The sequence below is a fragment of the Rhodanobacter sp. Root179 genome, from assembly GCF_001428465.1.
Taxonomy (GTDB): domain Bacteria; phylum Pseudomonadota; class Gammaproteobacteria; order Xanthomonadales; family Rhodanobacteraceae; genus Rhodanobacter.
The window spans coordinates 35633-48348 of record NZ_LMHR01000085.1 but is presented as its reverse complement, the minus strand read 5'-3'; the positions used below and the strand labels follow the sequence as shown (position 1 = coordinate 48348).

The following is a 12716-nucleotide window of genomic DNA, read 5'->3' as shown; positions in this document are numbered from 1 at the left end:
GACCGAGAGCATGGCAAGGGCATGGTGACGGCATGGCGAGGGCATGGCGAGGGCATGGATGCCCGAGTTGAGGCAACGCAGGAGCAGTTGCCCGATGCCCGAGTGGAGGCAACGCAGGAGCGGTTGCCCGATGCCCGGGTGGAGGCAACAACTGGACTTGCCTGGCCACGTCCCCTTTCGCCTGGCCTTTCACCTGGCTTCCCTCGCCGGCTTCAGCCAGCGCCTTCGGGCTCGACATTCCACGAGCGCGCCATGAAACGTCCCTGCCCGCCCGACAGCACATGCATCGCCAGCTGCAGATTCCGAGCATGGGCCTCGACCGACTTGAGCTGCGCGAAGTAGCGCAGGATCTCCTTCCGGCGACTGGGCGCCAGCGCGTCCCAGGCTTTTGCGGCTGCAGGCTGCGCGGCCAGCGCCTCGGCAAACCATGCCGGCACGGGATGTGCGGGACCGGCCTGATAGCTCTCGTCAAAAGCCACATCCACCTCGACGAGATCGCCCACGACAGTTGCCGAGGCTTCACGCACCTGGCCATGCAGATACAGATAAAAGTCGCCATTACCCATGGGCATCATGTTGACGCGCCACGGCGTTTCCGGCTGGCCATTCACCTGCACCCGAACCGGCAGCGGCTTGCGCCAGCCCGCCTTCAAACGGCTCGCCTGCGCTGCACTGACCCGCACGTACGGGTTGATCCCGTTGATCTCGATTGTCGCCTGAAATTTCAAGCTGCTCATGCCGCAGCACCACCGGGTTGAAGTTCCACGTCGTTCAAGCAAGCCCCTCCCTCCAGGAAAAATACGTGCAACGAGCAAGCGCCATTCCGGTCAGGTTGAGGTGCCCACGCTTCCTGCACTCGTGCCGGTCACGAGTGCCTCCGAACAGCTCAGCGAGTTCGCCGCCGGCCGCCTCATGTCCGCGCCGCGCACGCGCTGCAGGTGTGACTGCCCCCAGATCCGGGCGTTCTCCACCAGCGGCAGGACCGTGCGGCCGTAATCGCTCAGGCGGTACTGCACCGGCGCGGGTACGGGCGCTGTCGCCAGGCGTTCGACCAGTCCGTCGGCTTCCAGCTCCCGCAGTTGCTCGGTCAACACCTTGTGCGAGATCGGCGCGACCCGGCGCAGCAGTGCGGAAAAGTGATGGGTCTCGCGGGCGAGCCAATACAGGATGGTGAGCTTCCATTTGCCGCCGACCGCCACGAAGGCCGCGTGCAGCGGACACTCGGCAAGCGGATGGGACTTCGCCAACAGATACGCACCTTGACGTGCCGTCTTGTCGCTGGACATGGGTGCCTCTAGCGTCAGCCAACCGATAGTGCTGGAGGATGCCATGCCAAGCCATATTCGTGTGTTCCTGTTCTGGATAGTCAGCACGGGGCTGTCCGGTCTGCCGTCCGCCCATGTTTCCGCACAGCCGGCGCAGGTTGCCAGACACGCGGTAGCGCCCGCGCGCGACGGCCAGCACGATTTCGATTCCGAGATTGGCACCTGGAAGACAAAGCTGAAGCGGCTCGTGCGTCCGCTGTCCGGATCGGACGAATGGGCGCATTACGAAGGCATCACCACCGTGCGCAAGGTCTGGGATGGGCGCGCCAACCTGGTCGAGCTGACGGCCGACGGTCCGGCCGGCCATTTCGAAGGCCTGAACCTGCGCCTCTACAACCCGCAGTCGCGGCAATGGAGCCTCAACTTCGCCAGCAGCCGGAGCGGGACGCTGGGACAACCGACGATCGGCCAATTCATCGATGGTCGCGGCGAGTTCTACGACCAGGAGGACTTCGATGGGCGCGCGATTTTTGTCCGGTTCGTGATCACGCCGCTCGACGCCAACACCATCCAATTCGAGCAGGCGTTCTCGGACGACGGCGGCAAGACCTGGGAGGTCAACTGGGTGGCGACGGATACGCGGGTGAAGTAGCACACGGTCCGCATAATGGACCACGGAAAGACGGCGTCATGGCGCGCGAACGAAGATGACGACAACTGCGATCCCTGCGGAAACGCCAAAACCGCCACGTTCAGCCATGCGGCATTCCAGCAACTGCCTCGTTTCCATACCTCCCACTATGTCCAGACAAGCCCGATCCAGTGAACCGCCTTCTCTTTTTGTTCTTTGCGTCTTTACATTGCTGGCCACCACATGCCGAGCGTCGCCCGGTAGGCGCCAAAGGCCGTCGCGGCGGTGAGTGCCATCAGCAACGCGGCCACGGCATAGCGCCCTGCCGCCGCAGCTGCCCTTTCCACGCGTAGGTAAGCTTCCACCACGAGCAGCGGCAATGCCCATTCGCCCATTGCCAGGGTGAAGAGCGCGGGTCCCCGCATCGTCATTGGATCGAACCCGGCGATGCCTCCGTTGACCGCGATCCAGGCCGCCAGACCGATACGGAACAGCCAGACCCCCGCTGCCAACACGAACATCCGCAGTGCCCAGCGGCGGTGCGCAGTGAAGTCGCGCTGTCGCGCGCGCCGCCAAGCCAGTACCGCACAAATCAGAAGCAGCACGCCGTTGATGGCGACACCGGTGTTTTGCGAGCTGCCGACGAAGGCACGACCGGTCGCCAGCATCGCCAGACCGGCCACCCCCACCACGATGGCCACCGAGATGTAGATACGGCCGTTCCACCGATGGAACCAAGGCGCACGTCGTCGGAGTAGAGGGATCATCTGCAGCGATCCCAGGATCGCCACAAGCGAAGCCAGCAGTACGTGAACCATCACGATGGCATTGCCCCGCGGCTGCCCAGGCAGATAGCCCGTAGGCCAGACGCGGTTCCAGGCCGCCGCGGCGTCGTGCAGCGTCGCCGAGCCGTAGGTGGCGAGGATGTACGCCCCGAACACCAGCTGCCCGGCGAAAGCCACCAACCACCAGCTCGCCGCCGCAAGACGAAGGACGCCCCTCCCTTCGGGGGCTGAAGCTAATCCGCGCTTGAGCACGCCGGCACCCTTCTTTTCGACACCTTTTTATCCCGATACCGGTTCTGGCGGATTAAAACGCTTGCAAGTGAACCCGAGCCCGTTTTTTTGACCCGAGTTTAATTAGCCACCTATCTTTGATTGCCTTTTAATTGGGGTCTCTTCTCTTCAGCGCGCTTCGTCCTTGTGCTGCTCCAGATAGGCAAGCACTCGTGCCCAATGTTGTTCCTTCGCGTAGCGCCCGAAGCCCGCTCCACCATCGTCCATATGCCAGCTTGAACCAGCCCTCAGCAGCAGTAGCGCGATGTCCTCATTCTGCGCGCTCCCCAACGCAGGCAACCCGTAAGCTCCTGGGGTTGACGCATCCAGGCCATGCAGCAGCAGATAGCGGACGAATCCGATATCACCTGCATCGACCGCTCTGTGCAGAAGAGTATCGCCATCAGCTGCACGCGCCTTCAGGTCGCAGCCCTTTGCAGCGAGCCATTCGGCAATTGCCTGCCCGTCCCAGTGCGCATCACGGTAGGAGCGCGACAGGAGCAGGGCAACCGGCACCCGTTTGCGGGTTGCGCTTGCACCCTCGTCACTCTCGTCCACGAACCAAAGCGAAGGTTGGACCTTGCCATCACCCGTATTCCATATCTTCCGCACGGCTGCCAGACGGCCGCCCCGTATCGCGTCCTGAAAAGCCTTGTCGAGCTTGTTCCTGTCGAGCACCCCATGAGTGTTCAGCAACCCACGCGCCACGAGCGGGCCGATCAGCGCTGCGCGATGGTGAACCAGCGCATCGTTCAGCAATGTTGATTCCGTCAGTACGGGCACGCCTGGTGGTGGCCGTGCTGCATTCCCGCCTTTCAAGGGCGTGCCCAGATCGATCATGCGCAACATCGCCGCCTCGTCGCTGCCCCGCTCATTGGCTACGGCTCGCGCCAGAGTGTCCGCGGCCTGTTGCGAGTCGAAATCAAAGCCTTCACGTTGCAATTGCTCGACAGCCGCCATGGACAGACTCGTCCACTCGAACGTGCGTCCCACACGATCCACCTCTTCCTCGAAGTCGCCAACCGAGACAGGCATGCCAACCATGCGACCCACATAGTCTTCGATCTCATGCCTTTGCTGTCCCATCTTCAAGATGAGCACATAGGTCGGGCTATCAGTGATAAGTGCGCTGTAACTGGTTCTCATGGACCAGAGATCGGCGCGTCGCGCGTTCTCCACAAGCGCCGCCACATCAGCCGGCGGAATCGAAAAGCTGTGCTTTCCCTGCACGTCTACATCGCCGACACCCTCATAGTCCACCTTCCCGTTTCCGTGAATGCTCACTTCGTAACTTGGGCACGTTCCGAAACACCCGCTACGTGATAGCGAAATCGTCACTTGGTCGAGCGGAACATCGGGTAATGTTTGGTGCTTCGAGGGGACCTGTTGCTCGGCGACCCGCTCACTGATGACAACAGCAGAGGGCTTGCCGTCGACCCCAAATGGCCGGTAGCGCCAGCCAGACATCGCCCGAAGAAGTTCTCGCCGCGTGTTGTTGAGTGCGCGCGGCTGCCCGAACTCGCTATCCATCACTTGGCAGGCAACACGCCCGGACGCGTCAACAAGCAGCGTAAAAGGGACATTCCAGTGGGAGGGAACCGCATTACCTGCGTAGGACAGCGTGGGCAGCTCGAACTGGCGATGCGCCGCGATGTTGTCCGCTGCAGAAACGCCATCAAGCTGATGCGGCCCGCACGAGGGAACCGGCTTTGCCCCTGCCTCGACCGAATTCTCTGGATAGGCTTGAACCGCGCCTGAGACATTCAAACCACACATCGCTAGAACGCCGAACATCCACTTCCTCGACGCGCTCATCGGGGTACTCCTCTCAGGCTGAAAAGCAACAGGGAAACGCAGGCGGCAGAGTGCGCATTTTTCCTTATTTCGCCCCCCATCTATTCCTCGGCGCGTGCGCCGATCACTTCCTTGAATATTCGGATGCCCGCAAGTGAACCGGATCCCGGTTTCCGCTCGGCCGAGTCACGGCCACGTGATCAGGGACTTGAGATCTTCCTTGATCTTGGTCACAGCCGCGGTTTCGGGCCGGCGTCCCCGGGCAGCCCAGTAGTATTGAAGGAAGGGATTGCTGATGGAAAGCTGTCCGTCCACGTTGCAATCGTCTCGACCACTGATGCGCTTCCCGGGCTTCGGGCTGACGATCGAAACCTTCGCCAGATCGTTGTTGGTGTATATCGCATACGGCTGGTCCGGCAGCAGGATGGGCTCGATCACGATGATGGTAAAATCGGTGATGACGGGCTCCTTCTTCGCCTTGATCTGGTCAGTCATCAACTTGACCATGGCCGGAAGTTCGGTCGTGGTCAGGATGGAATCGTTGCGAAGTCCACACCGGCAAACTGCGGTGACATGCCCTCGTGCCGCGTGCCCGAGTTTGCCGGACACACTCGTGAAGTAGTTCGCGAAAGCACCGCCCGGCTCCCACACAAATTGCTTGTTCACATAGCGGGCAGCCGTGGTGGCCTCCAGCTGGCCGAAGATCTCCCCACTGCTGTTCCACTTGTCGATCTTCTTCATGAGGGCGAGTTCGTTGATGCCGTTCCAGAACACGCTCCCGTTGACTGGAGTCGTGGCGTCGAACTGCTCCAGCAACTGCGCATAGGCTTCCTTGGCGTACTCCGACGGTTGCTTGCCGGACTTCTGGACCTCACGCGCCATATCCTCCTGATAACGCGCAGCGGGAGACCACGCCTTCCAGTCCTTTCCCTGTCGCGTCGCCCCGGCGGCGGCCATCTTTGCAATCGCCGCCCGACGCTGCACGGCCTGGATCAACTCCAGCTTGAACTGCGGTGTCCCGAACATCTTCTGGTACAGCGACGGATCCTTCTTTATGCGTCGAAGCCACACCAGATCGGACTCCAGCTCGTCCTGCGGGAACTTGTTCTGCAGTTCGACGTACAACTCCAGGGGAATCTTGCCCCGGTATGAATTGGGTTGATTGAACAGCATGGGAGCTCCTGTCGGTGGATGGAATTCCGAAACACCTGCATCGCAATCGAGCCGATCGAAACGGAAAGTGGCCAATCAGGACGGCACAGCCGAGCCCGACCCGGAAGACGGTTCGTGAATCTGATGAGCCATGTCCCCCATGTCTCGCAGTCGAGCAGCAAAGCGGTTCAATGAACCTGCCCAGCTTCCCCTGCCCCCTTCCCCTGACCGATCCCCGACTATCGTCCGCTGCATCTTGCCGTGATGCAGTGGTCTTGCCTAGGTGGGGTGGCGAGAACCGGCGCAGCGGCGGCCGGCTCCCTGGGGCTCACCGCCGCCCCTCACCGGGGAGCCTTCGACCGTTCTCCAGCCGATCACCAGGAGAAAACGCCCAAGCGCGAAGGCCGCAGGCTTGCACCCAAGCCAACAACCCTGAAGCGCAAGGTTCGAAGCATTGGACCGCGAGGGCCATCCACCTCGCACGCAAGGTTCAAACCGTCGTGCGCAACGATTCGACGGAGCGGTCGGCGTTTCGGACGACCCACGCGGCACGGATGCGCCGGCACCGGACGTCACGTCTCGTCGGTGCAGGGTTCCGGCACTACGCCCGGTTCCACCGTCATCACGTCCTGCCAGGCCGGGTTCTTCAGATAGCGCGCGCGAACGTAGGGGCAGAACGGAATGATCCGGAAGCCCTGCCCGCGCGCGTCGGCGATCAGCCGATCGACCAGCGCCGACGCCGCGCCGGTACCCTTCAGGCTCTCCGGGGACAAGGTGTGGTCCGCGCTGATCAGCCCCGGCCCGCGATGCGTGAAAACCAGTTCGGCTTCGGCCTCGATACCGGTCACCGTTGCGACATAGCGGCCATGCCGGCCATGTTCTTCCCGGGTGATGTGAACGTCAGTCATGGCTCGATTCCTGGGCTTGAACCCGTGGGGATGGCAGCAGTGTGCCATGCGCACGCCGATCGGCCACCGACGTGCCGTCGCCGGCGCGCCCAACGAAGCCGGTCGAATTTTCCAGGGCCCAGGAAGTGAACCTGATCTGGCCTCGTTTTTGAGCACCGTGAACACGCCGGAAATGTCCCTGCCCAAAAAAAATCCCTGACACCTCTTCCTGCAGTCTCAAAAACAGGGGTCAGAGTCGACTTTCCTCGAGCAAGCTCCGATTTAATTCGCCACGTCCCGGCATCCTCGTGCGAAAGCGGGACCAGGAAAAGCGGAAAGAAAGGGGCCGTGGCTAATTAAGCCAGGCAAGCGGCTCGCCTTGCCAGACGACGATCTAACTTAATTAGCCACGCCCCCATTAATTCATTAATTCGGGCGGCGACCGAATTTTAATTAGCCACGCTCCCTTAAGTTGCCTTAATTGGTTTTGGTTTCAGAAATAGATATCCACGGTGGCGGCCGGGAATGCGCCCACCCCTTCCCTGACGACCGGCATCTCGCCCGACACATGGCAATGCGGACAGGTGGTAGTGACCGCCAAGTCACCTTTCTTGTCCTTCTTCACATTCTTGCTTTTCACATTTTCGTGCGCGAACCTGGCCGTAAAAGCGAGTCCGCAGGCGGCGCAGGTGCACCATGCTTTTGTCGGATGCGCGGTCAGATCTCGTGCGAGTGGGGAGTCGGGCGCCTCGTTGGCCGCGGTGTGACAGACCAGGAAGGTCTTCACTCCTGGCCGGAACAGGAGCAGGAACGTCTCCCCGCGAGCCAGCTCCGTACGATGCTTGCTGATCAACTCGTAATCAACCATCGGCCGCACCACGATGACAGACTTCGTGCGATCCGCCAACGCGACCAGCGACTTGCAACACCGCTTGCACGGGCATAGACCGCCGTCGATCAGGTAGATGATTTCCAGGTAGCAGAACTCGGCAGAACCCTTGGCGACGACTTGGGTCTTCTTGTGTTTCGGATCCTTGGGGACAGCCCACAGCTCCTCCTCACCACAGCCTTTGTTGCCCGAACGCTGGCCACCTTTGAGCAACTTGGGGCCGCTCAATCGAGACATGCCGTTCTTGCTTACGTGGGTGACGTTCCAGTTGACCGCCTCTTCATCCAGGCCCTTGAAATCACACACGAACAGTCCGAGCGCAACCTGGACCTCCGACGGTAGCTCCTCCAAATCCGATGTGGCGACGTAGCCGGCTTCCCCACCATCCGCGTTGAAGCTGTGCCACCAGGTGTCCTTCGTCAACGCCGGGTCGTGTTTTACCTTCACTTCTTCCTGGGGTGCGTCCATGACTTTCTCCTCAGACGTGGTTGATCAAACGAGCGAACTGCAATAGCGCACCAAGGTCGGTAGCCCACCGCCTTGCCGGCGCAGGCCGAGTTCCCGCCATTGCGCAGCCTCAAACGCCAGCCGCGCTGCGCGGTTCTCGCGTACCGTCCACGCACTCAAGTTGGGCCAAACCCCGAGTGTTTGGCGCAACTGCAGCAACGCAGCGAGAGATGCGCGGCCATAGCCCTGGCCTTGGAGATCGGAGCGCACGAACAAACGCACCTCTTCGCGCACGACACCGATGCCTCCGACAATGCGCTGCGACTCTACGCAACGCACCAGCCATCTTGTCTCATCATCAACGGCGTGCGACCAGATTCGCTCAGCATGCCACGCACTGATGTGTCCGCTGCCACCAAACAGGGACGCTCGCAGCACCGGATCGTCCAGCATGTCGGCCAGGAACACACAGGATTGGGCATCCAGCGAATCGAGTGTCACGATCTTCATCATTTTCCCTTTCCAAAAAAAGGGGAGTGGCCAATTATTCCCGGCGGATGGACGGCCCTGCCAGACATCGGGAAAATTTAATTAGCCACGTCCCATTCAATTGGAATTTAATTAGCCACGCCCCCATTAATTGCACCTTCCGCACGAGAGACAAGGCTTAATTAGCCACGTCTCTTTAATCGTTGCGTCCCTTATCAACAATAGAGTCATATGTGTTGAAGATTCTATGCACTAAATTGGCGCCATCCAAGAAATGATTAATTTCAATGAACTTTATTGCTTTTTTGGTATCCTTCATCTCGCCCAAAAGCACATAACACAAATATAGCAATCCGATCTCGTGCGGCACATAGAGGTGATCCGTGCCGTCAAGCCATTTTTCTGCAAACTCTCCCACTATATGAGCTCTGCAGGCAATAGCCTGTTCTAGCTTCGCCACAGTATCAACGCCAAGCAGGATTAAGCTAGCCACAAATTCATCAATCTGCCTGTCATCCAACGGCAACAGAGACGCGTCTATAAGACTCGCAATCGTTTCCGAGAGCCGTTTGACGGCAGAGGGCGATGTTTCGAACACGGACCGCAAGGAAATCTTGTCTATCCCCACGTTCGCAGGCGCACCTTTTATAACTTCCGATACCGACTCAGCGTACTCGGATAGCTCCCTCCGGATTCTCGCGAATTCATCGTCAGCCAGCTCGAGGAGACCGGCAACTCGAGCGAACCTTCGCTTGATCGGTTTAGGCACAACAGAACCTGCCTTATATCCAAGATCATGCTCAATTTCAGCCCAAGCATGCTGCAAGATCGACCGCACCTGTATTTCAACCTTTATTCCGGTAAAATCCTTATATTCCCCCAAATTCACACGGTCACCGTTGAGTGAGCAAACGTAATGCAAAGATTGGTAACCAAAACGGTCCGGATCAAGTACCTCTCTTTTATCGACCGAATTTTGTGTGTCGATTTGAAACTCACTTTCTATAACCCTAGCGACAAGCTCAACATCTTCTGCGAAGTACGTAGTAATGCGCACGCCGGCGAGATCGGTAATTTGATCAAGCTGATCATACTTTTTGTTTGGCCTGCGGAGTTTCCCCGATAGACTACCTGGATCCTTAACTCTACAGTTGATCGAATGAATCTGAAGGGGCTTTCTCAGCAGCTTTCCCAAGAGCAAGCTAACGCTCTTGGAGAATTCTTCGTATGTTGGCCGCAAGCTTTCAAACTCCCTTAAAAGCCGGCCACTTTGCTCGTCCTCGACATCCATCATTGCTGTCCTCAAAATTTCATTAGGTTCGGGCAGCGACCGCTCCGACCCCTTAATTGGTTGGACTCCCGGGGACCAGCTAGAAAGCGCACTCTGCCCCCGTTTTGCTCCCTCATCCAGCCCGCTTCACCTTCTTTCGCGATTCCAACTCCGCTCGCCAACCCTCAAGGATTTCGATATCAGCCGTCAAATCCTCTGGTGTTGGCATTTCAATATCCCCTCGTCGGGCGACGTTGTGGGCGTAGTTCGAGCAGCGCCCCATGTTCGCGACAACTTTGGAAACGTCGTCATCAGTGATGTAAACCTTGGCTAGTCGATTGGTTTCCACCGACTTCCTGAAGCGTTCCACGGTTCCATTCAGTAACACCTCTTCGACACATCCCTCCCAAGCTTCGCGCAACTTGCTGTAGAGCCTTCCCACTTGGTCGTTGTAGGCGACTTCCTCACCATCGCGGTGCAGCCTCGCGCATTCCACTTGCTTGTTTCTCAGCCACCCGACTCGTGATTTTGTCGAAGCGCCATCGAACGGAAGTTCATCGACGCAAACTCCAAACCCCTCTTTGGCTCGGGATACTGTGCGCGGTGAGACCGCTACACCGAGCTCTTCCGCTTCCTGCATCAGCGCAAAAAGGAAAAACATGTCGTGGGTGAAAACGATCACTTGTCGCTCATCCGCCTCCTTTACTATGCGACGGGCAACTCGTTGGCGCCGACGGTGATCCAACGAGCAAACGGGGTCATCGAAAATTACGCCACTCGGGTCTCCGGAGAGCCTTCGTTCGGTGAGGAAGGAAGCGATCGCAACCGCGCGCTGCTCCCCTTCGCTGAGGACATCGCCGGCAGGAAACCTTCCTGGACGTTCCAATATCAGCTTATAGGTGCTGCGCCCCCTTTCCCCCCCTGCTTTCATGACGACCTGAAGATTGGCGATGTTGAGGAGATCTAACTCCCCGTTGAGCGCTTCCATCAGCTCAGCAGTTGCCAAGTTGTTCGTCAGCTCTGTGGATTTTCGGGTGATCGCGAGCGTGTGGACATCGGAAGCGCATGCTTGGAGCTTGGCTCTGTTCGCATGGCGCTGGATGGCCTCGATAGCCACGCCTTTGAGATCTCCGAGCAGTCGACGTGCCTCCAGCTCGTCCCGCTCTGCGGTCAACGCAAGCTTCTGCGCCTCGTCAGCGGCGTCGTCCATCGCCGTGGCCCTACCTGAAAGATCGGCCATCAACTGGTTGAGCTCTTGAACCGGTCCGTCCTCCAGATCGGGCACGGTCTCCCAACGTCCATCCTTTCCACAAGCGGCCACAATCGCGCCTTGACGCTCTCGCAGTTGCCTTTGGAACTCCGAACACCGATCAACCAACCCCTCGGAGAGGGATGTAAGGTCAGCAACGACCGCTGCGGTCAGTCCGATATCAATACGGTTATCACGTAGCTGCCTGAAGGCAACGGCGGCGGCCTCACGCGCCTCATCCGCCTTCTGCTGAACATCCCCCTTGATGAAGGCCTCGAATGTCGAAAGCCGACTGGTAGCCTCGGCTTCAAGCTCCTGTTGACAAAGAGGGCACGGCATCCCCTTCTCAAGGCTGGGAAAGGACTTTATGGGCTCAGAAGTCACCGCGAAGTTTCGAGCCGCTTCATACATCGCACGCCACGGTTCGCTGCCGGTCTCTGGAAGTTGGCCAGGCGTTTCATTGAATACTCTCGTCACGTGATCAGCCGCCTCCTTGGCCCTGTTGGAGGCATCGACCAATACCCGAAGCTGTTGGGCTTTCTCTTGATTAACAACGGCTGATACCGAAGAAATAGCATCGGCAATCACCTTCACCCGCAGGGCTTGGTTACGGAAGGCAGCGGCTTGAACCTTGGGGTCGGGTGCAGCTAACGCACGCGTCACTGCATCCAATCGATCAGATTGCTCCTTGCTCAGTCCGGCAGCCCCAATGATCTGGGCCTCCGAAACTCCAGCAGGAAGCGCCTTGGCCAGTTTTCCAGCTACCGTCGCTTCTCGGTTCATAAGCGCCCGCAAGGGCTCCACGTTCGGAGCGGACGCGTCGATGTCGCGCTGAAGCTTTGCTTTCATTCGCACGCACGTCGCGCCGAGGTCGGCGAGGATGTCCAAGCCGGCCGGCGAGTAGGAAAAACTGCCTTCGTTATCTACAAACGCACGAGCACACGTATGATCAAAGACCGCCACCCGACTCAGCTCAGTGAGCTCTGCGGCATCAGCGGTCCAGGTGAATGATGCTTCCTGGTCTCCAATAGTGGCCACAAGATCTGCGCTGGGCACCCCAGCCTCTTCCCTCGGCAAATCGGCGTTCGGAAGAACCCTTTCCCGCTTGTCCCGCGCAAAACAGGCCTGCTTCAAAACACGTGCATACCCAGATTTTCCTGACCCGTTCGATCCATAGACAACGGTCAAGCCGGTGGGTGCAAAAGTTAGCGCGCCATTTCTGGCAAGCGCATTGACGTTTCGTGTCTCGGTGACCGCCAATAGACTGACGGCATCAGTAGATCGCGTGGGCCGATTGATCGGCCCGTCAACTTGTGGGCGTGGCGCTCTTCCTTCGGGATCGGGAATACCTCTAGCCGCCTTGAGAATGGCGTAAAGGTCTTCGTCGTCATCGGCGCTGAGCGACAAGTGCTCTTCAAGCCGAGCCACCGCTTCACGCTGCCAGTCACACTGTTCGCGCGCCCACAGACGCACTTCATCCAAGATCGTCATCGGAATCCCCCTTCTGCTCCATGCCGCGACGCCTGATATGCCTCCGGCACCGTCAAGAGGTTAAGCCAACCGGGCCACCTCTGCCCAGTTGCTCGTT

At 59.2% G+C, this 12716-nt stretch carries 12 protein-coding genes; 2 read left to right on the top strand and 10 right to left on the bottom strand.

The features are described 5' to 3' along the window. Positions 1-212: 212 nt before the first annotated feature. Complete coding sequence (locus ASD82_RS13375; protein WP_056718324.1) at positions 213-737, bottom strand: DUF1905 domain-containing protein; 525 nt, start codon at positions 735-737, stop codon at positions 213-215. A gap of 90 nt (positions 738-827) precedes the next feature. After that, on the bottom strand, positions 828-1286 hold the full coding sequence (locus tag ASD82_RS13370; RefSeq protein WP_056718323.1) for a helix-turn-helix domain-containing protein: 459 nt from the start codon (positions 1284-1286) through the stop codon (positions 828-830). On the opposite strand from ASD82_RS13370, the gene ASD82_RS13365 reads away from it, so the two are divergent. Continuing rightward, positions 1273-1917, top strand: coding sequence for a hypothetical protein (locus ASD82_RS13365; RefSeq protein ID WP_235580719.1), 645 nt, complete (start codon positions 1273-1275; stop codon positions 1915-1917). The two genes, ASD82_RS13370 and ASD82_RS13365, sit on opposite strands and share 14 nt — an antisense overlap. 203 nt (positions 1918-2120) lie before the next feature. Here ASD82_RS13365 and ASD82_RS13360 read toward each other — a convergent pair whose 3' ends face one another. The 4 genes from ASD82_RS13360 to ASD82_RS13345 form a co-directional block, all read right to left on the bottom strand. Beyond that, entirely contained in the window at positions 2121-2858 is a 738-nt protein-coding gene (locus tag ASD82_RS13360) for a DUF2306 domain-containing protein (protein ID WP_235580721.1), read from the bottom strand. Between the two features lie 222 nt (positions 2859-3080). After that, the gene (locus tag ASD82_RS13355; protein WP_157599278.1) at positions 3081-4766 is read right to left on the bottom strand and encodes an ankyrin repeat domain-containing protein; all 1686 of its coding nucleotides are present in this window, start codon (positions 4764-4766) and stop codon (positions 3081-3083) included. Between the two features lie 165 nt (positions 4767-4931). Further along, on the bottom strand, positions 4932-5918 hold the full coding sequence (locus ASD82_RS13350) for a hypothetical protein (protein ID WP_056718320.1): 987 nt from the start codon (positions 5916-5918) through the stop codon (positions 4932-4934). 551 nt (positions 5919-6469) lie between these two features. Next, positions 6470-6805, bottom strand: a complete 336-nt coding sequence (locus ASD82_RS13345; protein ID WP_056718319.1) for a GNAT family N-acetyltransferase — start codon at positions 6803-6805, stop codon at positions 6470-6472. A 46-nt stretch (positions 6806-6851) separates the two neighbouring features. Between ASD82_RS13345 and ASD82_RS17820 the strand changes: the two genes are divergently transcribed. Then, positions 6852-7004, top strand: a complete 153-nt coding sequence (locus ASD82_RS17820) for a hypothetical protein (RefSeq protein ID WP_157599277.1) — start codon at positions 6852-6854, stop codon at positions 7002-7004. Between the two features lie 273 nt (positions 7005-7277). On the opposite strand, the gene ASD82_RS13340 is transcribed toward ASD82_RS17820, so the two are convergent. The 4 genes from ASD82_RS13340 to ASD82_RS13320 all read right to left on the bottom strand — a co-directional run bounded on the left by ASD82_RS13340 (position 7278) and on the right by ASD82_RS13320 (position 12619). After that, positions 7278-8141 (bottom strand): hypothetical protein, encoded by an 864-nt coding sequence (locus ASD82_RS13340; RefSeq protein WP_056718318.1) that lies wholly within the window; start codon positions 8139-8141, stop codon positions 7278-7280. Positions 8142-8165: 24 nt separating this feature from the next. After that, positions 8166-8633 carry a GNAT family N-acetyltransferase gene (locus ASD82_RS13335; protein ID WP_056718317.1) on the bottom strand — a complete coding sequence of 156 codons (468 nt, stop codon included), beginning with the start codon at positions 8631-8633 and terminating at the stop codon, positions 8166-8168. A 172-nt stretch (positions 8634-8805) separates the two neighbouring features. After that, on the bottom strand, positions 8806-9900 hold the full coding sequence (locus tag ASD82_RS17435; RefSeq protein WP_162253828.1) for a hypothetical protein: 1095 nt from the start codon (positions 9898-9900) through the stop codon (positions 8806-8808). A gap of 112 nt (positions 9901-10012) precedes the next feature. Then, complete coding sequence (locus tag ASD82_RS13320) at positions 10013-12619, bottom strand: AAA family ATPase (RefSeq protein ID WP_082585355.1); 2607 nt, start codon at positions 12617-12619, stop codon at positions 10013-10015. Positions 12620-12716: the final 97 nt, after the last annotated feature.

Bases quoted from the DNA above. Each gene is read 5' to 3' on its own strand.
- ASD82_RS13375 (WP_056718324.1), bottom strand. From the start codon at position 737: ATGAGCAGCTTGAAATTTCAGGCGACAATCGAGATCAACGGGATCAAC.
- ASD82_RS13370 (WP_056718323.1), bottom strand. From the start codon at position 1,286: ATGTCCAGCGACAAGACGGCACGTCAAGGTGCGTATCTGTTGGCGAAG.
- ASD82_RS13355 (WP_157599278.1), bottom strand. From the start codon at position 4,766: ATGAGCGCGTCGAGGAAGTGGATGTTCGGCGTTCTAGCGATGTGTGGT.
- ASD82_RS13350 (WP_056718320.1), bottom strand. From the start codon at position 5,918: ATGCTGTTCAATCAACCCAATTCATACCGGGGCAAGATTCCCCTGGAG.
- ASD82_RS13345 (WP_056718319.1), bottom strand. From the start codon at position 6,805: ATGACTGACGTTCACATCACCCGGGAAGAACATGGCCGGCATGGCCGC.
- ASD82_RS17820 (WP_157599277.1), top strand. From the start codon at position 6,852: ATGCGCACGCCGATCGGCCACCGACGTGCCGTCGCCGGCGCGCCCAAC.
- ASD82_RS13340 (WP_056718318.1), bottom strand. From the start codon at position 8,141: ATGGACGCACCCCAGGAAGAAGTGAAGGTAAAACACGACCCGGCGTTG.
- ASD82_RS13335 (WP_056718317.1), bottom strand. From the start codon at position 8,633: ATGATGAAGATCGTGACACTCGATTCGCTGGATGCCCAATCCTGTGTG.
- ASD82_RS17435 (WP_162253828.1), bottom strand. From the start codon at position 9,900: ATGGATGTCGAGGACGAGCAAAGTGGCCGGCTTTTAAGGGAGTTTGAA.
- ASD82_RS13320 (WP_082585355.1), bottom strand. From the start codon at position 12,619: ATGACGATCTTGGATGAAGTGCGTCTGTGGGCGCGCGAACAGTGTGAC.